28 protein-coding genes are annotated in these 25,565 nt (G+C 75.7%); 20 read left to right on the top strand and 8 right to left on the bottom strand.

The genetic code is table 11. The annotated features are described in order from the left end of the window. The 4 genes from sigE to ACI79C_RS04615 all read left to right on the top strand — a co-directional run bounded on the left by sigE (window position 1) and on the right by ACI79C_RS04615 (window position 3,304). Window positions 1–618 (top strand): RNA polymerase sigma factor SigE, encoded by a 618-nt coding sequence (sigE, locus tag ACI79C_RS04600; RefSeq protein WP_456944440.1) that lies wholly within the window; start codon window positions 1–3, stop codon window positions 616–618. Then, the gene (locus tag ACI79C_RS04605; protein ID WP_456944441.1) at window positions 615–1,193 is read left to right on the top strand and encodes an anti-sigma factor family protein; all 579 of its coding nucleotides are present in this window, start codon (window positions 615–617) and stop codon (window positions 1,191–1,193) included. Before sigE ends, ACI79C_RS04605 begins: the two co-directional genes overlap by 4 nt. Window positions 1,194–1,300: 107 nt before the next feature. Next, window positions 1,301–2,818, top strand: a complete 1,518-nt coding sequence (locus ACI79C_RS04610; RefSeq protein ID WP_456944442.1) for a S1C family serine protease — start codon at window positions 1,301–1,303, stop codon at window positions 2,816–2,818. 96 nt (window positions 2,819–2,914) lie between these two features. Beyond that, complete coding sequence (locus tag ACI79C_RS04615; RefSeq protein ID WP_456944443.1) at window positions 2,915–3,304, top strand: twin-arginine translocase TatA/TatE family subunit; 390 nt, start codon at window positions 2,915–2,917, stop codon at window positions 3,302–3,304. A gap of 283 nt (window positions 3,305–3,587) precedes the next feature. On the opposite strand, the gene ACI79C_RS04620 is transcribed toward ACI79C_RS04615, so the two are convergent. Next, window positions 3,588–4,739 (bottom strand): Mrp/NBP35 family ATP-binding protein, encoded by a 1,152-nt coding sequence (locus ACI79C_RS04620; protein ID WP_456944444.1) that lies wholly within the window; start codon window positions 4,737–4,739, stop codon window positions 3,588–3,590. A 176-nt stretch (window positions 4,740–4,915) separates the two neighbouring features. Between ACI79C_RS04620 and ACI79C_RS04625 the strand changes: the two genes are divergently transcribed. Beyond that, window positions 4,916–5,617, top strand: coding sequence for an AzlC family ABC transporter permease (locus ACI79C_RS04625; RefSeq protein WP_456944445.1), 702 nt, complete (start codon window positions 4,916–4,918; stop codon window positions 5,615–5,617). 73 nt (window positions 5,618–5,690) lie between these two features. Continuing rightward, window positions 5,691–6,008, top strand: a complete 318-nt coding sequence (locus ACI79C_RS04630) for an AzlD domain-containing protein (RefSeq protein WP_456944446.1) — start codon at window positions 5,691–5,693, stop codon at window positions 6,006–6,008. Between the two features lie 7 nt (window positions 6,009–6,015). On the opposite strand, the gene ACI79C_RS04635 is transcribed toward ACI79C_RS04630, so the two are convergent. The 3 genes from ACI79C_RS04635 to ACI79C_RS04645 form a co-directional block, all read right to left on the bottom strand. After that, entirely contained in the window at window positions 6,016–6,504 is a 489-nt protein-coding gene (locus ACI79C_RS04635; protein WP_456944447.1) for a methylated-DNA--[protein]-cysteine S-methyltransferase, read from the bottom strand. Window positions 6,505–6,689: 185 nt separating this feature from the next. After that, complete coding sequence (locus ACI79C_RS04640) at window positions 6,690–7,235, bottom strand: DUF1003 domain-containing protein (protein ID WP_456944448.1); 546 nt, start codon at window positions 7,233–7,235, stop codon at window positions 6,690–6,692. Next, complete coding sequence (locus ACI79C_RS04645; protein WP_456944449.1) at window positions 7,213–8,451, bottom strand: magnesium transporter MgtE N-terminal domain-containing protein; 1,239 nt, start codon at window positions 8,449–8,451, stop codon at window positions 7,213–7,215. The genes ACI79C_RS04640 and ACI79C_RS04645 overlap by 23 nt, the downstream gene beginning before the upstream one ends. A 100-nt stretch (window positions 8,452–8,551) precedes the next feature. Between ACI79C_RS04645 and ACI79C_RS04650 the strand changes: the two genes are divergently transcribed. From ACI79C_RS04650 to ACI79C_RS04660, 3 genes are all read left to right on the top strand, one after another. Beyond that, complete coding sequence (locus tag ACI79C_RS04650) at window positions 8,552–9,427, top strand: PhzF family phenazine biosynthesis protein (protein WP_456944450.1); 876 nt, start codon at window positions 8,552–8,554, stop codon at window positions 9,425–9,427. A gap of 107 nt (window positions 9,428–9,534) precedes the next feature. Next, complete coding sequence (locus ACI79C_RS04655; protein ID WP_456944451.1) at window positions 9,535–10,395, top strand: DMT family transporter; 861 nt, start codon at window positions 9,535–9,537, stop codon at window positions 10,393–10,395. Window positions 10,396–10,478: 83 nt separating this feature from the next. After that, window positions 10,479–11,432, top strand: coding sequence for an HpcH/HpaI aldolase/citrate lyase family protein (locus ACI79C_RS04660; RefSeq protein WP_456944452.1), 954 nt, complete (start codon window positions 10,479–10,481; stop codon window positions 11,430–11,432). A gap of 47 nt (window positions 11,433–11,479) precedes the next feature. Here ACI79C_RS04660 and ACI79C_RS04665 read toward each other — a convergent pair whose 3' ends face one another. Together ACI79C_RS04665 and ACI79C_RS04670 are read right to left on the bottom strand one after the other, a co-directional pair. Then, the gene (locus ACI79C_RS04665; protein WP_456944453.1) at window positions 11,480–11,884 is read right to left on the bottom strand and encodes a DUF4190 domain-containing protein; all 405 of its coding nucleotides are present in this window, start codon (window positions 11,882–11,884) and stop codon (window positions 11,480–11,482) included. 22 nt (window positions 11,885–11,906) lie between these two features. Next, window positions 11,907–12,566, bottom strand: coding sequence for a hypothetical protein (locus ACI79C_RS04670; RefSeq protein WP_456944454.1), 660 nt, complete (start codon window positions 12,564–12,566; stop codon window positions 11,907–11,909). 169 nt (window positions 12,567–12,735) lie between these two features. Here ACI79C_RS04670 and ACI79C_RS04675 point away from each other — a divergent pair, with 169 nt between their 5' ends. Then, a complete protein-coding gene (locus tag ACI79C_RS04675) occupies window positions 12,736–13,932 on the top strand; it encodes an acyl-CoA dehydrogenase family protein (protein WP_456944455.1) in 1,197 nt (398 codons plus the stop codon). Between the two features lie 162 nt (window positions 13,933–14,094). Here the strand turns inward: ACI79C_RS04675 and ACI79C_RS04680 are convergent, their stop codons facing one another. Beyond that, window positions 14,095–14,805 carry a DUF4230 domain-containing protein gene (locus ACI79C_RS04680; RefSeq protein ID WP_456944456.1) on the bottom strand — a complete coding sequence of 237 codons (711 nt, stop codon included), beginning with the start codon at window positions 14,803–14,805 and terminating at the stop codon, window positions 14,095–14,097. 260 nt (window positions 14,806–15,065) lie between these two features. On the opposite strand from ACI79C_RS04680, the gene ACI79C_RS04685 reads away from it, so the two are divergent. The 4 genes from ACI79C_RS04685 (at window position 15,066) to ACI79C_RS04700 (ending at window position 18,816) form a co-directional block, all read left to right on the top strand. Next, a complete protein-coding gene (locus ACI79C_RS04685; protein WP_456944457.1) occupies window positions 15,066–15,989 on the top strand; it encodes a quinone oxidoreductase family protein in 924 nt (307 codons plus the stop codon). A gap of 80 nt (window positions 15,990–16,069) precedes the next feature. Next, entirely contained in the window at window positions 16,070–16,402 is a 333-nt protein-coding gene (locus ACI79C_RS04690) for an EthD family reductase (protein ID WP_456944458.1), read from the top strand. Between the two features lie 34 nt (window positions 16,403–16,436). After that, window positions 16,437–17,987 (top strand): acetolactate synthase large subunit, encoded by a 1,551-nt coding sequence (locus tag ACI79C_RS04695; RefSeq protein WP_456944459.1) that lies wholly within the window; start codon window positions 16,437–16,439, stop codon window positions 17,985–17,987. 1 nt (window position 17,988) lies between these two features. Further along, on the top strand, window positions 17,989–18,816 hold the full coding sequence (locus ACI79C_RS04700; protein ID WP_456944460.1) for an alpha/beta hydrolase: 828 nt from the start codon (window positions 17,989–17,991) through the stop codon (window positions 18,814–18,816). Window positions 18,817–18,829: 13 nt separating this feature from the next. Here the strand turns inward: ACI79C_RS04700 and ACI79C_RS04705 are convergent, their stop codons facing one another. Further along, the gene (locus ACI79C_RS04705; protein WP_456944461.1) at window positions 18,830–19,510 is read right to left on the bottom strand and encodes a class I SAM-dependent methyltransferase; all 681 of its coding nucleotides are present in this window, start codon (window positions 19,508–19,510) and stop codon (window positions 18,830–18,832) included. Window positions 19,511–19,621: 111 nt separating this feature from the next. Here ACI79C_RS04705 and ACI79C_RS04710 point away from each other — a divergent pair, with 111 nt between their 5' ends. From ACI79C_RS04710 to ACI79C_RS04735, 6 genes are all read left to right on the top strand, one after another. Further along, complete coding sequence (locus ACI79C_RS04710) at window positions 19,622–20,572, top strand: helix-turn-helix domain-containing protein (protein ID WP_456944462.1); 951 nt, start codon at window positions 19,622–19,624, stop codon at window positions 20,570–20,572. A gap of 174 nt (window positions 20,573–20,746) precedes the next feature. Beyond that, entirely contained in the window at window positions 20,747–21,409 is a 663-nt protein-coding gene (locus ACI79C_RS04715) for a DUF4142 domain-containing protein (protein WP_456944463.1), read from the top strand. Then, window positions 21,406–22,062, top strand: a complete 657-nt coding sequence (locus ACI79C_RS04720; protein WP_456944464.1) for a class F sortase — start codon at window positions 21,406–21,408, stop codon at window positions 22,060–22,062. Before ACI79C_RS04715 ends, ACI79C_RS04720 begins: the two co-directional genes overlap by 4 nt. Before the next feature lie 446 nt (window positions 22,063–22,508). Next, window positions 22,509–23,756, top strand: a complete 1,248-nt coding sequence (locus tag ACI79C_RS04725) for a CpaF family protein (protein ID WP_456944465.1) — start codon at window positions 22,509–22,511, stop codon at window positions 23,754–23,756. Beyond that, window positions 23,744–24,616: a type II secretion system F family protein gene (locus ACI79C_RS04730; RefSeq protein ID WP_456944466.1), complete on the top strand. Its 873-nt coding sequence runs from the start codon at window positions 23,744–23,746 to the stop codon at window positions 24,614–24,616. The genes ACI79C_RS04725 and ACI79C_RS04730 overlap by 13 nt, the downstream gene beginning before the upstream one ends. Further along, complete coding sequence (locus ACI79C_RS04735; protein WP_456944467.1) at window positions 24,613–25,554, top strand: type II secretion system F family protein; 942 nt, start codon at window positions 24,613–24,615, stop codon at window positions 25,552–25,554. Before ACI79C_RS04730 ends, ACI79C_RS04735 begins: the two co-directional genes overlap by 4 nt. Window positions 25,555–25,565: the final 11 nt, after the last annotated feature.

Genomic DNA, 25,565 nt, shown 5'->3' on the forward strand with positions numbered 1-25,565 from the left:
GTGAGCGACGCCGTCCCCGCCGCGCCGGCACCGGGCCCGGACGCGCCCGCCGCCGGTGGCGAGGCCTGGGTGGCGCCGACGTGGGAGCAGGTCGTCCGTGACCACTCCGCCCGGGTCTACCGGCTGGCCTACCGGCTGTCGGGCAACCCGCAGGACGCCGAGGACCTCACCCAGGAGACGTTCGTGCGGGTGTTCCGCTCGCTGGCGGACTTCTCACCGGGCACCTTCGAGGGCTGGCTGCACCGGATCACCACCAACCTGTTCCTGGACATGGTGCGGCGCCGGCAGCGGATCCGGTTCGACGCGCTGCCGGAGGACACCGAGCGGCTGCCCGGCACCGCGCCCAGCCCCGAGCAGGTCTACGCCGACACCCACCTGGACCCGCAGGTGCAGGCGGCGCTGGACGCGCTGTCGCCGGAGTTCCGGGTGGCCGTCGTCCTGTGCGACATCGAGGGGCTGACGTACGAGGAGATCGCGGCGACCCTGGGCATCAAGCTGGGCACCGTGCGCAGCCGCATCCACCGCGGCCGCGTCCAGCTGCGCGAGGCCCTCGCCCACCTGGCTCCGCGCCGGCCGGGGGTCCCCGCCAGCGGTGTCATCGAGGGGAGCGCGGGGTGAACATCCCGGAGAGCCACCTGGCCCAGGAGGCCATCACCGCCCTGGTGGACGGCGAGCTCGGGGGCGGCCCGGCCGCCCGCGCGGCCCGCCACCTGGCCGGCTGCGCGCAGTGCCGGATGGCGGTCCAGGCCCAGCGGGAGGCCAAGGACGCGCTGCACGAGTCCTCCGACGTCGCCGTCCCCGGTGACCTGCTCTCCCGCCTGCGGGCGATCCCCTTCACGGCCGACGTCCCGGGCGGGGGCATGGGCGCGCTCAGCGCCGGCCCGGACCAGCTGACGATCCGCGGCACCACCGGGTCCTGGGCCGTGCCGCTGGACCCGCCACCGGCCCGCTCCGAGCGTCCCGGCCAGGCGCGCTGGTTGCGGCGGGGCGTCGCCGGGGCCCTGGCCGGTCTCGGTCTCGGGGTGACCGCGCTCGCGTTCAACCTGCCCACCGGCGGCGCCGCCGGGGACGCCCCGCCGCCGGCGTCGGTGGCCGGTCCCTCGCCGGAGGAGCGCACCGAGATCGTGCCGCCGGTGGTCCGGGCCATCACCGTCGGCCGGCCGTCCGCCGGCACCCCGGGCGGAACGCCCTGAACAGCCGCACCGAACCACCCTCCGGGGAGGACCCGCTGCCCGAGAACCCGCAGACCCCGGACGAGTCGCGGCCCCCGGCCGGCGCCTCCGTGGAGGAGGGCGCCCCGGTGCCCGACGAGGCCTTCGCGCGGCCACGGGAGGGCGTCGGTCCCTTCGACCCCCCGCCGGCCCGCACCGCCCCTGCCGTCGTCCCGACCCCGGCACCCCACCCCGCGCAGCAGGCCGCCTTCGGCCGCCCGGCCGCGGTCTCCGGGAGCTTCGCCGGCGACCGGCCCACCCCGCCACCGCCCCCGGTGCTGCCGCCGCCGCCCGAGGCGGTGCTGCGCGCCTTCGCCCCGCCCGGCCCCGGCCGGCGGGGGCTGGAGGAGCCGCCCGGCGGCCGCCCCGGTCGCCGGCGCACGTCCCCGGGCCCGTGGTGGAAGGCCGATGCCCGCGCCGACCCCTGGCGGGACCCCCACGCCCCGGCCGGTCTGACCGGGCCGGCGGTCTTCGAGGAGGAGGCCGAGCAGGCGGGCCCGCTCGTCGTCGACCCCCGCGGCCGCCGGAAGCTGCGGTTGCGGGACCTCTCCGTCCGGCTCTCGGTGCTCGTGGTGCTCGCCGTGCTGCTGGTGGGTGCCGTCGGCGGCGCCGCCGGCTACCTGCTGACCCGCACCGCCGACGAGACGCCGCTGCTGGCGCCGGGCACCCAGCTCAACGAGACCGACGAGGGCATCGCCCGCGAGCCGGGCTCGGTCTCCGACATCGCCGAGCGGGTGACCCCCACGGTCGTGTCGGTCGAGGTGCGCCTCGGGGAGGCCGGCGCCACCGGCTCGGGCGTGGTCATCGACGGCGAGAACGGCTACATCGTCACCAACAACCACGTCATCTCCGGCGCCGACGGCGTCGAGGGCGCCGAGATCCGCGCGGTGTTCTCCGACGGCAGCGGCTCCGCGGCCCGCATCGTCGGCCGCGACCCGGCCAGCGACATCGCCGTCCTCAAGGTCGAGAAGCCCGGGCTGGTCACCGCCGCGCTGGGCAGCTCGGACTCCGTGGTGGTCGGGGACCCGGTGGTGGCGATCGGGTCGCCGCTGGGCCTGGCCAGCACGGTGACCAGCGGGATCGTCAGCGCTCTGGACCGCCCGGTCCGGCTGTCGGGGGAGGGCAGTGACACCAACGCGGTGATCAGCGCCGTCCAGACCGACGCGCCGATCAACCCGGGCAACTCCGGCGGCGCGCTGGTCAACGGTGCCGGTGAGGTGATCGGGATCAACACCGCCATCGCCTCGCTCGGCGGCGGCAGCGTCGGGTTGGGGTTCGCCATCCCGATCGACACCGCCCGTGACATCGCCGAGCAGCTCATCGGCACGGGGGAGGCGGTGCACGCCTCGCTCGGCGTGAACGCCCGCTCGGTCACCGACGGCACCCGCGACGGCGCCCTCGTCGTCAACGTCGAACCGGGCAGCGGCGCGGCGAACGCCGGCATCCGCGAGCAGGACGTCATCATCGCCGTCGAGGACCGGCCGGTCGGCAGCTCCGAGGAGCTGGTCGTCGCCATCGACGCCCACGAGCCGGGGGAGACCGTCACCGTCGAGCTGGTCCGGGGCGGCTCGTCGACGACGGTCGAGGCGACCCTCGACACCGCCTGAGGGGGATCCCCCGGATCGGGGCGCTGACCCGGGGGGCGCTGCCGCCTACGCTGGGAGGCCGCGGCGGTCCGGGTCCGCTGGGAAGGGGAGCAGCGCGTGTTCGACTCGATCGGCTGGGGCGAGATCGTCGTCCTCGCGCTGGCCGCGCTGTTCATCTTCGGGCCGGAGCGGCTGCCGCACCTGGCCAAGGACGCCGCCAGCGGGCTGAAGAAGGTCCGCGAGGCGATCACCGGCGTCCGCGCCCAGGTCGACGAGTCGCTGGGCGACGACCTCGCGAAGTTCCGTGACCTCGACCTGCGCCAGTACCACCCCAAGACCTTCATCCGGAACCAGCTGCTCGCCGACGACGACGGGCCCACCACCCGCCGGGGCAGCGCCACCGGTTCGGCCGGGCTGGCCGCGACCGGGGGAGCGGTGACCGCCCGCAACGCCGTCCGCACCCGGGACGCGGCGACCCCGCCACCGTTCGACCCCGACGCGACGTGATCTGTCGTCGCGGCCGGGCCGCCGTCCCCTGACGGGATCGCCGGCGTTCCTCGCGCACTGCGGGTGCTGCAGGACCGGCACAGGGCGAGGAACGCCCGCACTGCCGCCGGGAGCGGACCGTTGCCGACCGCGCGGCCGGCACGTGGCTGCGTGGACCGGGCTCTGGCGGGCTCCTCGTCGCTGCCGCGGCTGTTGCACCACCGCAGGAGCACGCGGAACACCGCAGGAGACGCGACAGAGGCCGGTCTCCCGGGTTGGGGGGACCGGCCTCTGTCGGGTCAGGTCAGCGGCGGACCGGGGTGAGACCGAGCGACATGCCCGACAGTCCGCGCTGGCGGGTGGCCAGCCCGTCGGCGATGGCGGTCAGCGCCCGTGCCGCAGTGGACTCCGGGTCGGCGAGCACGACCGGGGCACCGGCGTCGCCGGCCTCGCGGACCCGGGTGTCGAGCGGGATCTGGCCGAGGAGCGGGACGCGGGCACCCAGCGTGCGGGTCAGCGCGTCGGACACCGTCTCCCCGCCGCCGGAGCCGAAGACCTCCATGCGGGAGCCGTCGGGCAGGTCCAGCCAGGACATGTTCTCGATGACGCCGACCACCTGCTGGTGGGTCTGGGTCGCGATCGCGCCGGCCCGCTCGGCCACCTCGGCGGCGGCCAGCTGGGGGGTCGTCACGACGAGGATCTCGGCGTTGGGCAGCAGCTGGGCGATGGAGATGGCGACGTCACCGGTGCCGGGCGGCAGGTCCAGCAGCAGGACGTCGAGGTCGCCCCACCACACGTCGGCGAGGAACTGCTGCAGCGCGCGGTGCAGCATCGGCCCGCGCCACACCACGGGGGTGTTGCCCGGGGTGAACATGCCGATCGAGATGACCTTCACGCCGTAGGCCTGCGGCGGCATGATCATGTTGTCGACCTGGGTCGGCTTGTCGTCGACCCCGAGCATCCGCGGCACCGAGTGGCCGTAGATGTCGGCGTCCACGACGCCCACCGACAGCCCGCGCTGGGCCAGGGCCGCGGCCAGGTTCACCGTGACGCTGGACTTGCCGACGCCGCCCTTGCCCGAGGCGACGGCGTAGACGCGGGTCAGCGAGCCGGGCTGGGCGAACGGGATGACCGGGTCGGCGGCGTCGGTGCCGCGGACGGTGCGGCGCAGCTCGGCGCGCTGCTCGTCGCTCATCACGTCCAGGCCGACCCGCACCGAGGTCACGCCGGGGACGGCGGAGACCGCCTGGGTCACCCGGTTGGTGATGGTCTCGCGCATCGGGCAGCCGGAGACGGTCAGGTAGACCTCGACGTGGACGGTGCCGTCGGCGTCGATCCGCACGTCCTTGACCATGCCCAGGTCGGTCAGCGGGCGGTTGATCTCCGGGTCCTGGACGGTGGCCAGAGCGGCGTTGACGGCGTCGAGGGCCGGCGCGCCGGTCAGCTGGTCGGACATGGTGTTCGTCTGTCTCCTTCGACGGGGGACCCGGGCCGGACCGCCGAGGGCGGCGGCGACCTGCGCACACGGGTCTCCTGCCACTGTACGGCTGTCGCAGCGGCCGACCGGCGGTCGCCGGGGTGATCCGGTACGCACCCCCGGAGGTCGTCGGACCCGGTGGTTAGCCTCCGTCCGTGCCCGCCGACCGCTCCGCCACCCTGCGCGACGCGGTCGGGCTGGGGTTGGCGGTCGGGCTGTACGGGGTGGCCTTCGGCGCCGCTGCCGACGCCGCGGGGCTGAACCTCTGGCAGGCGATGACCATGTCCCTGGTGATGTTCACCGGTGCCTCGCAGTTCGCGCTGGTCGGCGTCCTGGGGGCCGGTGGCGGCGCGGCCGCGGCCGTCGGCAGCGCGCTGCTGCTGGGCACCCGCAACACCGTCTACGGCGTCCGGCTGGTGCCGCTGCTGCGCCCGCGCGGGGTCGTCGGGCGGGCCTCCGCGGCGCACTGGGTCATCGACGAGACGACGGCGCTGGCGATCGCCGCGCCGGACCGGGGGCTGGCCCGGCTGGCCTTCCTCGCCGGTGGCGCGACGATCTTCGTGGTCTGGAACCTCACGACTGTGGTGGGCTCCCTCGGCGCGGCCGCGCTCAGTGGTCCGGCGCTGGCCGCCCTCGACGCCGTCGTCCCCGCGGCGTTCCTGGCGCTGCTCTGGCCGCGGCTGCAGCGCACCTCCCCCGAGGCGAGGGTGCAGCGCCGGGTGGCCGTCGGGGGGGCGGTGGTGGCGCTGGCCCTCACCCCGTTCGTCCCGGCGGGGGTGCAGGTGATCGCCGCGGTGGTGGCCGTCGCCCTGGCCGGCCGGCCGCGCCCGACGGTGGCCGCGGAGGAGGGCACGTGACCGAGCGTGTGAGCTCACGCATGAGCACGGCACCCACGGGCACGGGGTGGACGAGCGCCGGCGAGGAGAGCCCGTGACCGGCACCGCGCTGTGGGTGACCGTCCTGGCCGGCTCGCTGGGGTGCTACCTGCTCAAGCTGGCCGGGCTGTCGGTGCCCGCGGCCTGGGTGGAGCAGCCCTGGGTGGCGCGGGTCGTCGACTTCGTCCCCGCGGCACTGCTGGCCGCGCTGGTCGCCGTCCAGGCGCTCACCAGCGACGGTCGGATCGTGGTCGACGGGCGGCTGGCCGGGCTCGCGGTCGCCGCACTGGCGCTGGCCCTGCGCGCGCCGTTCATCGTCGTCCTCGTGCTCGCCGGGGCCGCCGGGGCGCTGGTCCACGTCCTCACCGGCTGACGCGGGCTCAGAACAGCCGCTGGCCGCGCTGCTCGAGGTCGAGCAGCAGCCGCTTGCGGTGCAGTCCGCCGCCGAAGCCGACCAGGCTGCCGTCGGCGCCCACCACCCGGTGGCACGGGACGACCACCGGCAGCGGGTTGCGCCCGCAGGCCGCGCCCACCGCCTGCGCGAGCGTCCGGTCGCCGAGCCGCGTGGCGAGGGAGCCGTAGCTGCGGGTCTCGCCGTAGGGGATCTCCGTCATCAGCCGCCAGACAGCCAGCTGGAGGTCGTTGCCGGACGGCCGCAGGGCGAGGTCGAACGCGGTGCGGTCGCCGGAGAAGTACTCCTCGAGTTGCCGGACGACGTCGGTGAGCCCGGTGTCGTCCCGCTCCCCGAGCACGGCCGGGTCGGGAGGCCGGCCGGGCAGGTCCATGAACAGCGCCACCAGTGCGCCGTCCTCGGCCACGGGCGTCAGCGGGCCGATCGGCGACCCGGTGACGGTGTGCGTGCGCGTCACGGCGTCATCGTGCCGCGGGGGGACGACAGGACCGGCGGGTCGCCGGTACCGGCCGCCGCTCCTCGCCGATCATGCGGCGGTGACCGCCACCCGCACCCGGCTGTGGGCCGTGGTCCTGCTCGCCCCGGCGACCTGGCCGGCCGGGGCCTGGACGTCCTGGGACAGCTGCTGGGCCGAGGCGGGCCTCAGCCGGTCGCCTCGCGGGCCGCGGCCTCGCGCTTCTTCCGGGCCTTGCGCTCGCGCCGCTCGGCGTCCTCGGCGTTCTCCTCGGTCAGCCGGCTGAGCTCGCCGCGGATGAAGTCCCGGGTCGCGAGCTCACCGATGGCGACCCGCAGCGCGGCCAGCTCGCGGGCCAGGTACTCGGTGTCCGCGCGGGTGGTCGCCGCCCGCGCGCGGTCCTCCTCGGCCTGCACGCGGTCGCGGTCGGCCTGCCGGTTCTGGGCCAGCAGGATCAGCGGCGCGGCGTAGGCGGCCTGGGTGGAGAAGGCCAGGTTCAGCAGGATGAACGGGTAGGGGTCCCACTGCAGCCGGACGGCGAAGACGTTGAGCGCGATCCAGACGGCCACGACCACCGTCTGGACGGCGAGGAAGCGGCCGGTGCCCAGGAAGCGGGCGATGGCCTCGGCGAACCGGCCGACCGCGTCGGGGTCCAGCCGCAGGAAGCTGCCGAAGCCGCGCGCGCCCCGCGGGACGTCGAGCCGCCGTCCCTCAGCCACGGCGGGCCCGCTCACGCCAGTCGTCGGGCAGCAGGTGGTCGAGGACGTCGTCCACGCTGACCGCGCCCACCAGCCGGCCCTGCGGGTCGACGACCGGCGCCGCGACCAGGTTGTAGGTCGCGAAGTAGCGGGTCACCTCACCCAGCGGCGCCTCCGGCCGGAGCGGCTCCATGTCGTCGAGGACCCCGCTGACCAGGGTGGACGGCGGCTCGCGCAGCAGCCGCTGGATGTGTGCCAGGCCCAGGTACCGGCCGGTCGGGGTGGCCGACGGCGGACGGCAGACGTAGACCTGGCTGGCCAGCGCCGGGGAGAGCTCGGGCTCCCGGACCCGGGCCAGCGCCTCGGCGATCGTGGCGTCGGGGGTCAGGATCACCGGCTCGCTGGTCATGATCCCGCCGGCGGTGTCCTCGGAGTACTGCAGCAGCTGGCGCACCGGCTCGGCCTCGTCGGGCTCCATCAGCTCCAGCAGCCGGTTGCGGTCGACGTTGGACAGCTCGGCCAGCAGGTCGGCGGCGTCGTCGGGGTCCATCACCTCGAGCACGTCGGCCGCCCGGCTCTCCTCGAGCGTGCCCAGGATGGTGATCTGGTCGGCCTCGGGCAGCTCCCCCAGCACGTCGGCCAGCCGCTCGTCGTCCAGCGCCTCGGCGACCTCGTGCCGCCGCTTGATCGGCAGGTCCTGCAGCGCGTGGGCGAGGTCGGCGGCGTTGAGCTCGCGGTAGGTGGCGATGAGCGTCTCGGCGCCCTGCCCGGTCTCGGGGAGGGCCAGCCCGATGACCTCGTCCCAGTTGAGCTGGTGCAGCTGCCCCCGGCGGCCGAGCCGGCCCGGCTCCTGGACGGCGAGCTTGGAGAGCACCCAGTCACCGGTGCGGGTCTGCTCCATGCCGGCGTCGACGACGTGGGCTGGCCGGCCGGACTCGGCGATCTGCACCCGCCGGTCGAGCAGCTCGCCGAGGACGAGGGTCTCCCCGCGGCGCTGCTCGAAGCGCTTGAGGTTCAGCGTCCCCGACCCGAGCACCACCGAGCCCGGGTCCAGGGCGGTCACCCGGCCCATCGGCACGAAGATCCGGCGGCGGGCCACGACCTCGACCACCAGGCCGAGGACGCGCGGCGGTGCGGTGCCGACGCGCAGCGCCACGACGACGTCCCGGACCTTGCCGACGCGGTCACCGTTGGGGTCGAAGACGGGCATCCCCGCGAGCCGGGACACGTAGGCCCTGGTCACCGTGGTCATGGCACCTCCTCGCCGGCGCTCGTCCGCCCCGAGCGGGCATGCTGGATCGGCCGGTGACCTCGCGGCTCGGTCACCGACCGCTGAGGCTACCGTCGGGGACGTGTCGTCCCCCGGAGCCGAGCTCGAGTACGAGGTCGTCGACGTCTTCGCCCCCCGCGCCTTCGCCGGCAACCCGCTGGCCGTGGTGTTCGACGCGGACGGGCTGAGCACCGAGCAGTGCCAGGCGCTGGCCAACGAGTTCCACCTCTCGGAGACCTCGTTCCTGTGCGCGCCCAGCGAGGGCTCCGGAGCCGACTACCGGGTGCGGATCTTCACCCCGTACGCCGAGCTGCCCTTCGCCGGCCACCCGAGCGTCGGCGCGGCGCACACGCTGGTGCGCGCCGGGCGGCTGGCCGAGGGCACGCTGCGCCAGGAGTGCGGCGCCGGGGTCCTGGACGTGGTGGTCGAGGCGGACGGCGCGACGCTCTCCGGCGGCCGGCCCACGCTGGAGGACGGCCCGGGACCGGGGACCCTCGCCGAGGCGGTGGGCCTGTCGGCCGCCGACGCGGTGGGGGTGCCCGCGCACGTCGCCGGGTGCGGCCTGCCGTTCACCTACCTCGCGGTGCGCCGCGAGGTCGTCGACGACGCCGCGCCCGTCCCCGCGCTGCTCGGCGAGCTCGGGGTGGGGGAGGGGGTCTCGGTGCTGTCGTGGGACGCCGCCACCTCCACCGCGTACGCGCGGGTGTTCGCGGGCGACCTGGCGTGGGGGGAGGACCCGGCGACCGGCTCGGCGGCCCTGGGCGCCGGGGTCTGGCTGGTCGCGACGGGGCTGCTGGCCCCCGAGGGGACGTCGTCCTACGTCGTCCGGCAGGGCGAGGCGATGGGCCGGCCGTCGGTGCTCGCCTGCACCGTCACCGCCTCGGGCGGCCGCGCGGTGGGGGCGACCGTCCAGGGCGCGGTGGTGCCGGTCGCGCGCGGCCGGATCCGGGTGCCTTGAGGGAGGACCCCCTCCCCTCTGCCTCCCAGCAGGAGGGCCGGGCGGCGCCGGGCGGGGCCTCCGGCGCCTGGGCGGTCCACCGCCCCGGTGGGCGTGACGTCGGGATCATGGCCGTCGCGGTCGTCGGCATCTCCCTCTCCGCGCCGCTGACCACGCTGATGGCCGCGCCGATGCTCGCGCTGGCGTTCTGGCGCAACGTGGGCGGCGCCGCGGCGCTGTTCCCGGTGCTGCTCCTGCGCGAGCGCGCGCAGCTCTCCGGGCTGCGGCCGCGCGACCTCGGCAGCTCCGTCGTCGCCGGGTTGTTCCTCGCCGCGCACTTCGCCGCCTGGCTGCCGAGCCTGTCCATGACGACCGTGGCCGCCTCCACGGCGCTGGTCACCACCACCCCCATCTGGACGGCGCTGGCCGCCCGCCTCAGCGGGGTGCGGCTGTCCGCGGCGATCTGGTGGGGCCTGGTGCTCGCCGTGCTCGGCGTCGCGCTCATCGCGGGGGTGGACGTCACCGTCAGCCTGCGGGCGCTGGCCGGCGACGGGCTGGCCCTGCTGGGGGCGATCTGCGCCGGCGGGTACGTGCTGGCCGGGGCGCGGGCGCGGCAGCGGCTGTCCACGTCGGCCTACGCGGTCGTCTGCTACTCCGTGTGCGCGGCGACGGTCGCCGTCGCGGCCGTCGTCACCGGGGTGCCGCTCGGGGGCTTCGCCGCGCGGGACTGGCTGCTGATCGCCGCGATCACGTTCTGCGCCCAGCTGCTCGGGCACACGCTGCTCAACCTGGTGCTCTCCTCGGTCGGCCCGACGATGGTCAGCCTGGTGGTGCTCCTCGAGGTGCCGGGCGCGCTGCTGTTCGCCCTGGTGCTGCTCGGCCAGGTCCCGCCGCTGCTGGCGCTGCCCGGGGTGCTGCTCGTCGTCCTCGGGGTGGCTCTGGTCGTGCGGGCCAGCCGGCCGGAGACCCTGGTCGAGCCCGCGACCTGAGCCACCTGCAGTCTGGCTACCCTCCGGGGACGAACCGACCCCAGCTGTGTTGTCCGCCCGCCCACCACCCCGACGGAGGCACCGTGGCCGAGCTCCGATCCCGCCGTTCCAACCTGGCCGTCCCGGGCAGCAACCCCCGGTTCCTGGAGAAGGCGAAGGGCCTGGGGGCCGACCAGGTGTTCCTCGACCTGGAGGACGCCTGCGCTCCGCTGGCCAAGCCGGGGGCCCGGAAGAACATCGTCGCGGCGCTCAACGAGGGCGGCTGGGGCGAGAAGATCCGCACCGTCCGGGTCAACGACTGGACGACGGAGTGGACCTACCGCGACGTGGTCGAGGTCGTGGAGGGCGCCGGCGCGAACCTCGACTGCGTCATGCTGCCCAAGGTGGTCGACGCCGCGCAGGTGCAGGCGCTGGACCTGCTGCTCACCCAGGTCGAGAAGGCCACCGGCCTCGAGGTCGGCCGGATCGGCATCGAGGCGCAGATCGAGAACGCGCAGGGCCTGATCAACGTCAACGCGATCGCGTTCGCCAGCCCGCGGATCGAGACGATCATCTTCGGCCCGGCCGACTTCATGGCCAGCATCAACATGAAGTCGCTGGTGGTGGGCGCCCTGCACCCGGACTACGCCGGCGACCCGTTCCACTACATCCTGATGCAGATCCTCATGGCCGCCCGTGCCCGCGGCGTGCAGGCCATCGACGGCCCGTTCCTGCAGATCCGCGACGTCGACGCGTTCCGCGAGGTCGCCAAGCGCTCGGCGGTGCTCGGCTTCGACGGCAAGTGGGTGCTGCACCCGGGCCAGATCGACGCGGCCAACGAGATCTACGCGCCGTCCCAGGAGGACTACGACCACGCCGAGCTCATCCTCGACGCCTACGAGTGGCACACCTCCGAGGCCGGTGGCGCCAAGGGGTCGGCCATGCTCGGCGACGAGATGATCGACGAGGCCAGCCGAAAGATGGCGCTGGTCATCGCGGGCAAGGGGCGGGCCGCCGGCATGCAGCGGACGTCCTCGTTCACCCCGCCCGAGGGCTGAGCGCCAGCGAGCGGTGGCCCGCCCGGTTCTCCCGGGCGGGCCGCTCCTCAGGGGCCGAATGAGGCGCTCGACAGCGACGCGAGCGCGACGAACCACAGCACGATGCCGAGCACGACCAACGCACAGGCGATCGCCCCGACGATGATGCCGGCGAGGGCCAGGCCGTCGCCCTCCTCGCCGGTCTCCCGGATCTGCCGGCGCGCCACGATGCCGAGGACCAGCCCGGCCGGGGCGAAGACGAAGGCCATGACCAGCGCCAGGATGGCCAGGGTGTTGGTGGGGCGCCGGTAGGAGCCGGGGGGAGGGCCGTAGCCGTAGCCCGGCGGCGGCCCGTAGCCGGCGCCGTACCCCGGAGGGGGGCCGTACCCCGGAGGTGGGCCGTACCCCGGCGGGGGCGGTGGAGGCGCCGGCGGGGGGTCGCCCCGGTACAGCCCGTCGTCAGTGGTGCTCATCGTGTCCTCTCGTCGCTGCCGGTCAGCGGTCGACCGCTGCGCCGGGCAGGGCGGCCATCCGGGCGGCGACGGCCCGTGCCGCCGTCGCGCCGGCCGCAGGATCCTCCGCGATGAGCACCGACACCACCGCGCCACGCCCTTGGGCCAGGACGTCCTGCGTCGTGCCGTCCTCCAGCCGGTAGCGCGCGACCACCACGGTCCCCGCCAGGCCGTCGACGACCGGGGGCTCCACCAGGACCCGGTCGCCGGCCGGGCAGGACTCGAAGGCGTCGCGCAGCTCGGTCAGCGCCAGCTCGCCGGACGCGGCTGAGTCGTAGGCGATGGCCTCCGACACGACCGTCGCGGCGCCCCGGGGGTCGATCCCGACGATCGGGTGCTTGGTCGTCCGGTGCTCCTCGGAGGCGAAGGCGACACCGCAGATGCCCGACAGGCTCGGGTCGTCGGACAGGTCGCCGTCGGCGACGGGGTTGGCCTGCACCGACCAGCCCGCCGGCAGGTCGGCCGCCCGCAGCGCGACCGCCAGGGCCGCCTCGTCGGGGGTGGTGGCGGCCGCCGGGTCGGCCGACGCGGCGGCGGACTGCTCGGCCTCGGCCGGGGCGGGCTCCTCCGGCGGGGCGTCGTCGGTGCTGCCGCAACCGGAGAGCAGCAGGAGGGCGGCGAGCGCGGCGGCCAGGGACCTCACCCCCGCGACGCTAACCCCGGGGACGCCGACCCCGGCGGCGCCCACCCCGTCGGCGCAGGCCCGCGCCGACGGCATTCGCCCGAGGTGACCGGGACCACACCGGGCCGTCGGCGACGGTGGCCCATACTCGCCGGTAACCACGGACACCGGAGTCCCGGAGGAGCGAGCGATGACCCGCCTGGCCCAGACCGCCGACCTGACCGACATCCAGCAGGAGATCCTGGCGACGGTCAGGCAGTTCGTGGACAAGGAGATCATCCCGAACGCGCAGGAGCTCGAGCACGGCGACGTCTACCCGCAGGAGATCGTCGACGGGCTCCGGGAGCTGGGGGTCTTCGGGCTGACCATCCCCGAGGAGTACGGCGGCCTCGGTGAGTCGCTGCTGACCTACGCGCTGGCGGTCGAGGAGATCGCCCGCGGCTGGATGAGCGTCTCCGGTGTCATCAACACCCACTTCATCGTGGCGTACATGGTCATGCAGCACGGGACGCCGGAGCAGAAGCAGAGCCTGCTGCCGCGCATGGCCGCCGGCGAGGTGCGCGGGGCGTTCTCCATGTCCGAGCCGGGGCTGGGGTCCGACGTCGCCGGCATCCGCACCCGGGCGGTGCGCGACGGCGACGGGTACGTGGTCGACGGCCAGAAGATGTGGCTGACCAACGGCGCCAGCTCGACGCTGGTCGCCGCGCTCGTGCGCACCGACGAGGGCGCCGAGAAGCCGCACCAGAACCTCACGACCCTCCTCGTGGAGAAGCCCGCGGGCTTCGGCGAGGTACTCCCCGGGCTCACCGTCCCCGGCAAGATCGACAAGATGGGCTACAAGGGCGTGGACACCACCGAGCTGGTGTTCGACGGCTTCCGCATCGGGGCCGAGCACGTCCTCGGCGGGACGCCGGGCCGCGGCTTCGCCCAGATGATGGACGGCGTCGAGGTGGGCCGGGTCAACGTCGCCGCCCGCGGCTGCGGCATCGCCCTGCGGGCCTTCGAGCTGGCCATCGAGTACGCCCAGCAGCGGGAGACGTTCGGCAAGCCGATCGCCCAGCACCAGGCGATCGCGTTCAAGCTCGCCGAGATGGCCACCAAGGTCGAGGCCGCCCACGCGATGATGGTGCGGGCCGCGCGGCTCAAGGACGCCGGCTCCCGCAACGACGTCGAGGCCGGCATGGCCAAACTGCTGGCCAGCGAGTTCGCCGCCGAGGTGACCCAGGAGTCCTTCCGCATCCACGGCGGGTACGGCTACTCCAAGGAGTACGAGATCGAGCGGCTGATGCGCGAGGCGCCGTTCCTGCTCATCGGCGAGGGGACCAGCGAGATCCAGAAGACGATCATCAGCCGCGGCCTGCTCAAGGAGTACGCGATCGACCGCTGACGACACGACCGCGGCCCCGGCCCTCCGCGAGGGGGCCGGGGGCCGTGAGGTGTCCGGGGCCGCGAGGTGTCCGGCGCGTGCTCGTGCTCTGCGTACCCGGCGCACGCAGAGCACGAGCACCCGCAGGGGGACCACGTCGGCCGGCGGCGCCGGGGGCCGCTCTCAGCCGGCAGCGCCGGGGGCCTCCGCGAAGCGGACCTCGACCTGCTCGACCCCCAGCGACTGCGCCAGTGTGGTCAGCATGCTCCGGGTGTTGTCCTCCGCGCGGGCCACGAGGTCGCTGGCGGCCGCCGCCCCGGCGAGCTTCTCCTCGGCCAGGGCGTACAGCTCCGTGTCGTCCACCGGGTCGTCACCGATCGCGTCCCCGACCCGGTCCAGCAGCCCGCGGTCACGGTCGAGCACCCGGCTCTGCGTCGGGTCGACCCGCACCTCCGCCAGGCGCGGGGCCGGCAGGTCGATGGTGGCCGACGTGCCGTCGGCGGAGAGCTCCACGCGGCCGGCGTCCAGGCCCTCGAAGTCGACGTAGGCGTCGGCGGTGCCCGTGGCGAGGAAGCTGACCCGCTCGCCGCTGATCACCGACGGCAGGTACCGGGTGTCCACCTCGCGGTCGACGACGACCTGGAAGGTGCCGGTGGCGGCGTGGTACTCGTGCAGGTCGTCGAGCGCCAGCAGCAGCGGCGTCGTGCTGCGGTCGACGACCTGCTGCTCGAGCGGGGCGCCCGGCAGCCAGTCACGCACCTGGGCGGCGACCGGGACCAGCACCGCGACGCCGATGCCCGCGGCGACCAGCCGGCGCGGGAACGGCCGGCGGGAGCGGGGAGTCCCCTCGGTCGCGGGAGCGGGCGTGGGACGGTGCTGCAGCAGTGCGGGCATGCGCGACCTCTCACGATCGGGGGGAGTGCCCCGTTCAGCGACGGCCGCGCGCGACCCATTCCCGACACGCCGGACGGCGTGCGGTCAGCGGGCCGGCCGACGCTCGTAGTCCCGCGCGCCCACAGGTGGCCGACCAGCGCGATGGCGGCGCACCAGCCGACCGACACCGGTGCACTCGACCCCAGCGGGTTCTGCCGGGCGGAAGGCGGGGGACCCGCGTCGTCCGACGGGTACCGGCTGAGGCCATGAGAGCTGTCGGAGTGACCGAGTACGGAGGCCCGGAGGCCCTGCGCGTCGTCGACGTCCCGGCGGAGCCGCTGGGGGCGGGGCAGGTCCGGCTGCGGGTGACCGCCGCGACGGTCAACCCCACCGACACCTACGTCCGCAACGGCGTCTACGCCGAGCGCGACCCGGTGGAGGAGATGCCGAAGGTGCCGGGGATGGACGCCGCCGGCGCGCTCGCCGAGATCGGCCCGGGGGTGGACACCGACCTGCGGGTCGGCGACCGGGTGATGGCGATCGTCCTGCCCTCGGGCGCGCACGGCGGCTACCGCGAGGACCTCGTCGTCCCGGTCGGGTCGGTCGCCCGCTCGCCGGAGGACAGCACCGACGCCGAGGCCGCGACGCTGCCGATGAACGGGCTCACCGCGCGGCTGGCCCTCGACCGCATGGCGCTGCAGCCCGGTCAGGTGCTCGCCGTCACGGGCGCGGCCGGTGCGTTCGGCGGCTACGTCGTCCAGCTGGCCAGGCAGGAGGGGCTGACCGTCGTCGCCGACGCCTCCGAGGCCGACGAGCAGCTCGTCCGCGACCTCGGCGCCGACGTCGTCGTCCGGCGCGGGGACGACGTCGCCGAACGGATCCGCGAGCGGTACCCCGACGGGGTCGACGGCCTGGCCGACGGGGCGGTGCAGGACGAGCGGGTGCTGTCCGCGGTGCGGGACGGCGGCACGGTCGCCACGGTCCGCGGCTACCGGGGGGACGGGCAGCGGGGGCTGCGGGTGCACCCGGTCCTGGTCCGGACCTACGCCGAGGAGCAGGCGCGCCTCGACGGGCTGCGCGAGCTGGCCGAGCAGGGGGTCGTGTCGCTGCGGGTGGCGCGCACGTTCCCCGCGGAGCAGGGCGCCGAGGCCCACCGGCTGCTCGAGGGCGGCGGCATCCGCGGGCGGCTGGTCATCACGTTCTAGAGGTCGCGGGAGTGGCCCCGCTCCTGCCAGGGTGGGGCCACTCCCGGGCAGCGGGGCCCGGGCCGGATGGAGGTGCCCACATGGTGCACAGGCTCGTGGTCAGCTACGGACAGCCCGAGGACCCGGGGTCGTTCGACGAGTACTACCGCGACACCCACGTCCCCCTGGCGATGGAGATGCCCGGGGTGCTGCGGTTCAGCGTCGGCCACGCCAAGGCGATCGACCCCTCGCAGCAGGTGCCGTACCTCGTCGCCGAGCTGGACTTCGAGTCCGAGGAGGCGATGGGCAAGGCGTTCGCCTCGCCCGAGGGGCAGTCCGCTGCGGCCGACGTCGCCAACTTCGCCACCGGGGGCGCGACGATGGCGCACTTCGAGGTGCGCGAGATCCAGGCCGGCATGCCGAACCTGCCGTGACGGCACCGCAGCAGGGTCGAGGGGGACGCGCCCGGTGAACGGCGCCCAGGCGCTCATCCGCACGCTCGTCGGGGCCGGGGTCGACGTCTGCTTCGCCAACCCCGGCACCTCCGAGATGCACTTCGTCGCAGCCCTGGACGACGTGCCGGAGATGCGCGGCGTGCTGACCCTCTTCGAGGGCGTGGCCACCGGCGCGGCCGACGGCTACGCCCGGATGGCCGGCCGCCCCGCGGCGACCCTGCTGCACCTCGGGCCGGGCCTGGGCAACGGCCTGGCCAACCTGCACAACGCGCGGCGCGGGGGTGCGCCGGTGGTGAACGTCGTCGGCGACCACGCCCGCTCGCACAAGCGGCTGGACGCGCCGCTGGAGTCCGACGTCGACGCGCTGGCCGGGGCGGTGTCGGGGTGGGTGCGCCGTTCGCTGTCCCCGGCCGACGTCGCCGCCGACGCGGCCGAGGCGGTCGCCGCGGCCGCCCGCGGGGCGGTCGCCACGCTGGTCCTGCCCGCCGACGTCTCCTGGGAGGAGGGCGCGACGCCGGCCGACCCGGTGCGGGTGCGGCCGGCGCCGCAGGTGCCCGCCGCCGTGGTGTCCGACGTGGCCGCCGCGCTCACCACCGGGGAACCCACGGTCCTCCTGCTCGGCGGCGACGTCGTGGCGAGCGAGGAGGGGCTGCTGGCCGCGGGCCAGGTCGCCGCCGGCACCGGCGCGCGGCTGCTGGCCGAGACGTTCCCCACCCGGATGGTCCGCGGGGCAGGCCTGCCCGACGTCGGCCGGCTGCCCTACCCGCCGGAGATGGCGATGGCCGCGCTGGCCGGGACGGCACACCTCGTGCTCGCCGGCGCGACCGCCCCGGTGCACTTCTTCGGCTACCCCGGGGTCCCGGGGACACCGGTGCCGGAGGACTGCACGGTGCACGTGCTCTCCGCGCGCGGTGAGGACGGCGTGGCCGCGCTGCAGGCCCTGGCCGACCTCGCCGCGCCGGACGCCAAGCCGGACCTGCTGGAGGCCTCCCGCCCCGAGGTCCCGTCGGGCGAGCTGACCCCGCGGTCGATGGCCGCGGTGGTCGGGGCGCTGCTGCCGGACGGGGCGGTCGTGGTCGACGAGGCGCTGACCTCGGGCGTGGGCCTGGCCGAGCTCACCTCCGGGGCGCCGCGGCACGACTGGCTCTCGCTCACCGGCGGCGCCATCGGCGACGGGCTGCCCATGGCGGTCGGCGCGGCGGTGGCCAGCCCGGACCGGCCGGTGCTCGCCCTGCAGGCCGACGGCAGCGCTATGTACACCATCCAGGCGCTGTGGACGATGGCCCGCGAGCGGCTCGACGTCACGGTCGTCGTCTGCGACAACGGCTCCTACGCGATCCTCGAGCACGAGCTGTCCCGCGTGGGTGCGCGGGGCGACGGCGAGCGCGCCGGGCAGCTGCTGCACCTGGGCGGCCCGGGCCTGGACTTCGTCGCGCTGGCCACCGGCATGGGGGTGCCGGCCACCCGGGCGACGACGGCGGAGGAGCTGGCCGACCGGCTGCGCGCGGCGCTGGCCGAGCCCGGCCCCCACCTGGTCGACGCCGTCCTTCCCGGTCGGAGGTGAGGTGGCCGCGCCGGGCCGCGCCCGGCGTGCGCTGCGGGCCGGGGTCGTCGTCCTCGCGGTGCTGGCCGTGCTGACCGGTCTGCTGTGGGGGCTGCAGCGCCGGCTGGTCTACCTCCCCGACGACGGCCCGCTGCCGGCCGCCGCCGCGGTCCTGCCCGGCGCGCGGGACGTCGTCCTGACCACCGCCGACGGGCTGGCGCTGGGCGCCTGGTTCGTGCCCGGCCCTGACCCGGCCGCGCCCGCGGTGCTGGTCGCCAACGGCAACGGCGGGCACCGCGGGCTGCGCGTTCCCCTGGCCCTGGCGCTGCGCGACCGCGGGCTGGCCGTGCTGCTGTTCGACTACCGCGGCTATGGCGGGAACCCGGGCAGCCCCAGCGAGGAGGGCCTGGCATCCGACGTCCGCGCCGCCCGCGCGTACCTGGTCGAGGAGGCCGCGGTGCCGCCGGAGCGGCTGCTGTACCTGGGGGAGAGCCTCGGTGCCGCGGTGGTCACCGAGCTGGCGACCGAGCACCCGCCGGCGGGCCTGGTGCTGCGCTCCCCGTTCGTGGACCTCGCTGCCGTGGGCAGCGTGCACTACCCCTTCCTGCCGGTGCGGGCCCTGCTGCGGGACCGCTATCCGGTGGCCGAGCAGATCGCCGGGGTGCGGGTGCCGACGACGGTCGTGCTCGGGGACGCCGACTCCATCGTGCCGCCGCAGCAGAGCCGCGCCGTCGCCGCGGCCGCGGCCGAGCTGCACCGGCTGGTGGAGGTGCCCGGGGCCGACCACAACGACCGGGTGCTGCTGGACGGCGACGCGCTGGTCGACGCGGTCGCCGAGCTGGCCCGCTGACCGGCGCCCGGGCTCAGGCGGTCGCGCGGTAGGTGGCGAACCGGCCGATCCGGCGGTGCTCGCCCGAGCCGGTCTCGGCGACGTCGGCGAAGCCGGCGCGCCGGAGCAGGTCCGGGATGCCGTCGACCGCGTGCGGCCCGGTGTGCTCGTGCCGGTGCCCGCGGTTGCCCCGGTGCGCGCGCCGGCCCTCGGCGGGTGTGACCCCACCGGCGACGTCGAGCAGGTGCAGGGCGCCGCCGGGCCGCAGCACCCGGAGCACCTCGCGCATCGCCGGCTCCCGCTGGTCGTCGGGCAGGTGGTGGAGCATGAACGACGAGAGGACGGCGTCCACGCTGTCGGCGCCGTAGGGCAGCTCGTCGGCGTAACCGCGGTCGAGCTGGACGGCCAGCCCCCGGCGGCGGGCCTTGCGGCGGGCCCGGGCCAGCGAGCCCAGGTCCGGGTCGAGCCCGACGAGGACGGCGGCGGGCTCGGCCCGCTTCGCCGCCATCAGCAGGTTGCCGGTGCCGCAGCCGATCTCGAGCACCCGCTGCCCGGGGCGCAGGCCGGCCTGGTCGACCAGCCGCCGGTGCAGCCGGTCGACGCCCAACAGCCGGGTCATCGGGTCGTAGAGGGGGAGCAGCCACTCCCGGGCCATCCCGGGGAGGAAGGCGCGCTCCTCGCCGGTCACCGCGGTCCGGGTGCTGACCTCGCTCATGGGTGCCTCCTCGGCGGTCGGCCCGCCACCGCGGACGGGACCATCTTCGGGATCCTCTCCGCTACCCTCGGCCGCTCGGGACGTGCGGACAAGGGCGGGACCTCGGGCGGTATGGGACGTTCTTCCGACGATCCGGCGCCGGTCGGCCGGGTGCTGCAGGGCCGGCAGGTCGACGGCGCACCGGTCTACGGCTACGCGCGCGAGGCGGGCGCTCCACCGGTGACCGTCTCCCGGTTCGAGGGCGCCCACGCGCCCGAGGGCGCCCCGCCCTCCCATCCGCACGCGCACGACTTCCTCGTCCTCAGCTACGTCGAGCGGGGCGCCGGCCGGCTGCGCGTCGACGCCCGGACGTGGGAGGTCGCGGCCGGCGACCTGTTCGTGGTCGCCCCCGGGGAGGTGGTCGCCCCGGAGCTCTCGGTCCACCAAACCGACGCCGTGGTGTGGTCGGTCTACTTCCCCCCGGACGCCGTCGAGCGGCGCAGTCCCGGCAGCTTCGGGTCCTGGCGGGCGCACCCGCTGCTGTTCCCCTTCGTCGGCGGGCGGGCCGGCGGCGTGCAACGGCTGGGCGTCCCGGAGCCGGAGCGGACGGCGTGGTCCCGTCGGATGGCCGACCTCGCGCGCGAGGTCCGGGAGCGGCGGGAGGGGTACGCGGAGGCGGCGCTGGCCATCCTGACGCTGCTGTTGGTCGACCTGGCCCGGCTGGCCGCCGACGTCCCCGGGCACCTGCGGCTGCGCGACGAGCCGCTGCTGGCCGCGGTCTTCGACGTCGTCGAGCGGCGCTTCGCCGAGCCGATCTCGCTGCGCGAGGTGGCCGAGGCCGTCGGGCTCTCACCGGGTCACCTGACCACGGTGGTCGGTCGGCGCACAGGGCGGACCGTGCAGCAGTGGATCACCGAGCGACGGCTCGCCGAGGCCCGGCGACTGCTCGCGGAGACCGACCTGACCGTGTCGGCGGTGGCCGGCCGGGTCGGGTACGCCGACGCCGGCTACCTGATCCGGCGGTTCCGCGCCGCGCACGGCGTCCCGCCGCAGGAGTGGCGCCGGGCCAGCCGGGCGCGCTGACCGGCGGCTCCGCGGCTCCGCGGCTCGCCGGCGGTCCGGTGGGTCTCGGGACGATCGGACCCAATCTGGTTGCGTGAGACACATCGGGCCGGGGTAGGGCGGCGGGGTCTCTCAGCGGTGCTGGGCAGGAGGCGCCCCGGCCGTGACCCGTTCGACTCATCGGAGCTCACCCGTGTGCGCAGACTGTCCCGTCTCGTCCTCCTCCCGGTGGCGGTGCTCGGCACCCTCGTCGTGACCTCCACCCCCGCCCTGGCCGCACCGTCGGACCAGGACGTCACCTGGATGCAGGCCGCCCACCAGAGCAACCTCGCCGAGATCGCCGCCGGCAACGCCGCGCAGCAGTCGGCGACCACCCCCGAGGTGCGGGACCTCGGGGCGATGTTCGTGCAGATGCACACCCAGCTCGACCAGCAGCTCACCCAGGCCGCGCAGCAGTTCGGCGTCGAGCTGCCCGGCGAGCCGCCCGCCGAGCAACAGCAGCAGCTGGCCGCGGTGCAGCAGAACTCCGGGCAGGCGTTCGACACCGCCTGGATCGCCCAGCAGATCGGCTCGCACTCGACCACGCTGGCCGCCACGCAGCGCGAGCTGCAGAACGGCTCCGACCAGACGGTGCTCCAGCTGGCGAACGCGGCCACCCCGGTCGTCGAGCAGCACCTGACCGAGCTGCGCGCCGCGGCGCAGCAGTACGGCGTCCCGACGTCGGTGCCCGGTGGCACCGGCGGCCAGGCGGCCGACGACGGTCTTGGCACCACCGGCTGGGCGCTGACCGGCGTGGGTGCGCTGGCGCTCGTGGCGGGCGCCCTGGGGCTGGCCCGCCGCCGGGCGACAGCCGCGTGAGAGGCCCGCGGCTCCGGCACCTGGTGCTGGTCGTCGCGGGCGTGGTGCTCGTCGGCTCGGGGCTCGCGCTCACCCGCGTGCAGCCCCGGGCCGACGCGGCCGACATCGGAACACCGGTGGCGGCCGTGGCCCCGGCGCCGGGAACGTCGCCGTCGGCCGCCCCGTCCCCGCCGCCGGCCACGCCCACCGTGCCGCCGGCCTCCCCGGCGCCGGTGGCGCTCTCCCTGCCGCCGGCCACGACCCCGGACCCGGTGCCGCTGGTATCGGTCGGGGTGCTGGCCTCCGGTGCGCTGCAGCTGCCGGAGCGGCCGACGGTCCTCGGCTGGTACGCCGGGGGAGCGGTGCCGGGAGACGCGACCGGGACGGCGGTCGTCGCCGGGCACGTCGACTCGGCCCACTACGGCGCCGGCCCGATGGAGGGGCTGCTGTCCCTGCGCGAGGGGGACGTCGTCGAGGTGACCGACGCGGCCGGCGGCACGCACCGGTACGCGGTGGCCTCGCGGACGTCGATCCCGAAGTCGGCGCTGCCGCCGGAGCTGTTCCGCACCGACGGGCCGCCCCAACTGGCGCTGGTCACCTGCGGCGGCGCCTTCGACGAGCGCACCGGCAACTACACGGACAACGTGGTGGTGGTCGCCGTCCCCGTCCCCTGACCCGGGGTCTCGTCTCCTGAGCCGGGGGCCGCCCCGTGACCCCGGGCGCCGTCCCCGGACCCGGGCGCCGTCCCCGGACCCGGGCGCCGTGGGTCCCTCCGCGGGTGCTCGTGCTCTGCGTACCGCGGGGATGCAGAGCACGAGCACCCGCAGACACACCCTCTCGGCCCGGTCGCTGAGGGCGTGACCGTCCTCGGCGGTGGGTGACACCGGGTGCTCGTGCTCTGCGTGCCGCGGGGATGCAGAGCACGAGCACCCGTCGGCACACCCTCGCGGCCCGGTCGCTCCACGGCGTGACCGTCCTCGGCAGTGGGTGACACCCGACCGGGTGCCGTTCCCGCGACGTCGTCCACAGACCGTCGCTCCCGCGCCCCGCGGACGGTTGCGTTCTCCTACAGTCCGTCGTCCTGAGATCCGGAACCGGACACAGGCCGACGGGGGTGGGCGTGCCGACTGCGACCAGTGCGCTGGAGGTCGTCGACGGCGAGGTGCGCGAGCTGATCCGCCGTCGCGGGCTGGACCCGTTCGTCGACCCGGCGCCGGTGAGGGTGCTGGTGCGCGAGGTCGTCGCCGACTACTCCGAGCGCTCGCTGACCTCGGCGCTGCCACCGATCGTCGACCCGGAGTCGGTGGTCCGGGACGTGCTGGATCGCGTGGCCGGCTTCGGCCCGCTGCAGCGCCACCTCGACGACCCGGAGGTCGAGGAGATCTGGGTCAACGAGCCCGGGCGGGTGTTCGTCGCCCGGCGCGGCCGGTCCGAGCTGACCACGACGATCCTGGGCGCGGGCGAGCTGGCCGACCTGGTGGAGCGGATGCTGCGCACCTCGGGACGGCGGATCGACATGTCGACCCCGTTCGTGGACGCGACGATGCCCGACGGGTCACGGCTGCACGTGGTCATCCCGGACATCACCCGCCGGCACATGGCGGTCAACATCCGCAAGTTCGTGCTGCAGGCGCACTCGCTCGACGAGCTGGTCGGGCTGGGCACCCTGACCGGACAGGCAGCGCGGTTCCTGGAGGCCGCGGTCGCTGCCGGGCTCAACATCCTCGTCGCCGGGGGCACGCAGGCGGGGAAGACGACGCTGCTGAACTGCCTGTGCGCGGCGATCCCCGCCCGGGAGCGGGTGATCACCTGCGAGGAGGTCTTCGAGCTCCGCCTGCCGCTGCCCGACGTCGTGGCGATGCAGACCCGCCAGCCGAACCTGGAGGGAGCGGGGGAGATCCCGCTGCGCCGGCTGGTGAAGGAGGCGCTGCGGATGCGGCCCTCCCGGATCGTCGTCGGCGAGGTGCGCCAGGAGGAGTGCCTGGACCTGCTGATCGCGCTCAACTCCGGTCTGCCCGGCATGTGCACGCTCCACGCCAACAGCGCCCGTGAGGCCGTGGTGAAGATGTGCACCCTGCCGCTGCTGGCCGGCGAGAACATCGGGCACGCCTTCGTCGTCCCGACCGTGGCGGCCAGCGTCGACCTGGTGGTCCACGTGGGTACCGACCCGGACGGCCGCCGGCGGGTGCGCGAGATCGTGGCCGTCCCCGGTCGCGCCGAGGACGGCGTCATCGAGCTGGCCGACGTCTTCACCACGCGGGAGGGCCGGCTGGTGCGGGCCGACGGCTACCCGCCGCACGCCGAGCGCTTCGCCGCCCGCGGCCTCGACCTCGCGGCGCTGCTGGACGACGTCCGGTGGGCCTCGTGACCCTGACCGGCGCGCTGCTGGGCCTGCTGCTCGGGGTCGGGCTGCTGCTCGTGTGGCACAGCGGCCCGCGCGCGCCCCGGCGGACGGTCCGGCCCCGCGGGGCATCTCGCCTCCAGCAGCGGCTGGCCGCGGCCGGCCTGACCGGCATCAACGCCGCCCAGCTGGTCGCCCTCCAGGTCGGGCTCGGCCTGCTGGCGTTCGTCGTGGTCCTGCTGACCACCGCCACGGTCACGGTGAGCCTGGTCTTCGGTGCGTTCGGGTTCGCCCTGCCCGCCGTCCAGGTACGGCGGCTGGCGGTCAAGCGCCGCGCGGACCTGCGGGAGGTCTGGCCCGAGGTCGTGGACAACCTCTCCTCCGCCGTGCGCGCGGGCCTGTCCCTGCCGGAGGCGCTGGCCGCCCTGGCCACCCGCGGCCCGGAGGTGCTCCGCCCGCCCTTCGCCCGCTTCGCCACCGAGTACCGCTCGACCGGCCGCTTCGGCGTCTGCCTGGACCGGCTCAAGGACGACCTCGCCGACCCGGTCGGCGACCGGATCGTCGAGACGCTGCGCGTGGCGCGCGAGGTCGGGGGCAGCGACCTCGGCCGGGTGCTGCGGACCCTGGCCACCTTCCTCCGCGAGGACGCCCGTGCCCGCGCGGAGCTGGAGACCCGGCAGGGCTGGGTGGTGCAGGCGGCGCGCCTGGCGGTCGCCGCGCCCTGGGTCGTGCTGCTGCTCCTCGCCACCCAGTCCACGACGCTGGACGCCTACGACTCCCCGGTCGGCACGGCGCTGCTGCTCGGCGGCGCCGCGGTCTGCCTGGCCGCGTACCGGCTGATGCTGCGGATCGGCCGGCTGCCGCAGGACCTGCGGGTCCTGCAGTGACCACGTCGCTGGCCGGGATGCTGCTCGGGCTGGCCGCGGCGGCCGGTCTGCTGCTGGTGGTCGGTTTCGCGCCACCGTTCCGGTCGGTCCGGCTGGTCGACCGGCTGGCGCCGTACGTGCACGACACCCCGCCCCCGTCCCGGCTGCTGGGGACGGCGACAGAGGCCGGCCTGCTCACCGCGGCGCGGCGGGTCTTCGGGCCGGTGGTCGCCGACGGCGCCCGGCTGGTGGACCGGGTGGTCGGCGGCCGGACGGCGGTGCGCCGGCGCCTGGACGCCCTCGGCGGGGACACGACGGTCGAGGACTTCCGCGTCGAGCAGGTCGTCTGGGGCGGCTTGGGGCTGCTCGGGACCGCGCTGCTCGCGGCGGTCGGCTCGCTGCTGGCCGGGAGCGTCAACGTGCTGTCGGTCGCGCTGCTGTGCCTGGCCGGGCTGGTCGGTGGGGTGCTGGGCCGGGACTGGTGGCTCACCCAGCAGGTGCGCCGTCGCGAGGAGCTGCTGCTGGCCGAGTTCCCGGTCGTCGCCGAACTCCTGGCGCTGGCCGTGACGGCGGGGGAGAGCCCGACGGCGGCGATCGCCCGCGTCACCCGGCTCTCCGGTGGTGAGCTGGCTCGCGAACTGGGGTCCGCCCTCGGCTGCGCCCGCGCCGGGGTGCCACTGGTCGACGCCCTCCAGCAGGTGGCCGACCGCACCTCGCTCGACGCCCTGGCGCGGTTCATCGACGGCCTGCTGGTCGCGATCGAGCGCGGCACACCTCTCGCCGAGGTGCTGCGCGCGCAGGCGGCCGACGTGCGCGAGGCCGGCAAGCGCCGGCTGCTGGAGGCCGGCGGCCGGAAGGAGATCGCGATGATGGTCCCGGTCGTCTTCCTGGTGCTGCCGGTGACCGTTCTCTTCGCCCTGTTCCCGGGGCTGATCAGCATCGTCTCGCTGGCGCGATGAGCCGGCGGACA

It is taken from the genome of Geodermatophilus sp. SYSU D00697 (assembly GCF_054050175.1).

Bases quoted from the DNA above. Each gene is read 5' to 3' on its own strand.
- ACI79C_RS04620 (WP_456944444.1), bottom strand. From the start codon at position 4,739: ATGTCCGACCAGCTGACCGGCGCGCCGGCCCTCGACGCCGTCAACGCC.
- ACI79C_RS04645 (WP_456944449.1), bottom strand. From the start codon at position 8,451: ATGACCACGGTGACCAGGGCCTACGTGTCCCGGCTCGCGGGGATGCCC.
- ACI79C_RS04655 (WP_456944451.1), top strand. From the start codon at position 9,535: ATGGCCGTCGCGGTCGTCGGCATCTCCCTCTCCGCGCCGCTGACCACG.
- ACI79C_RS04665 (WP_456944453.1), bottom strand. From the start codon at position 11,884: ATGAGCACCACTGACGACGGGCTGTACCGGGGCGACCCCCCGCCGGCG.
- ACI79C_RS04675 (WP_456944455.1), top strand. From the start codon at position 12,736: ATGACCCGCCTGGCCCAGACCGCCGACCTGACCGACATCCAGCAGGAG.
- ACI79C_RS04680 (WP_456944456.1), bottom strand. From the start codon at position 14,805: ATGCCCGCACTGCTGCAGCACCGTCCCACGCCCGCTCCCGCGACCGAG.
- ACI79C_RS04690 (WP_456944458.1), top strand. From the start codon at position 16,070: ATGGTGCACAGGCTCGTGGTCAGCTACGGACAGCCCGAGGACCCGGGG.
- ACI79C_RS04705 (WP_456944461.1), bottom strand. From the start codon at position 19,510: ATGAGCGAGGTCAGCACCCGGACCGCGGTGACCGGCGAGGAGCGCGCC.
- ACI79C_RS04710 (WP_456944462.1), top strand. From the start codon at position 19,622: ATGGGACGTTCTTCCGACGATCCGGCGCCGGTCGGCCGGGTGCTGCAG.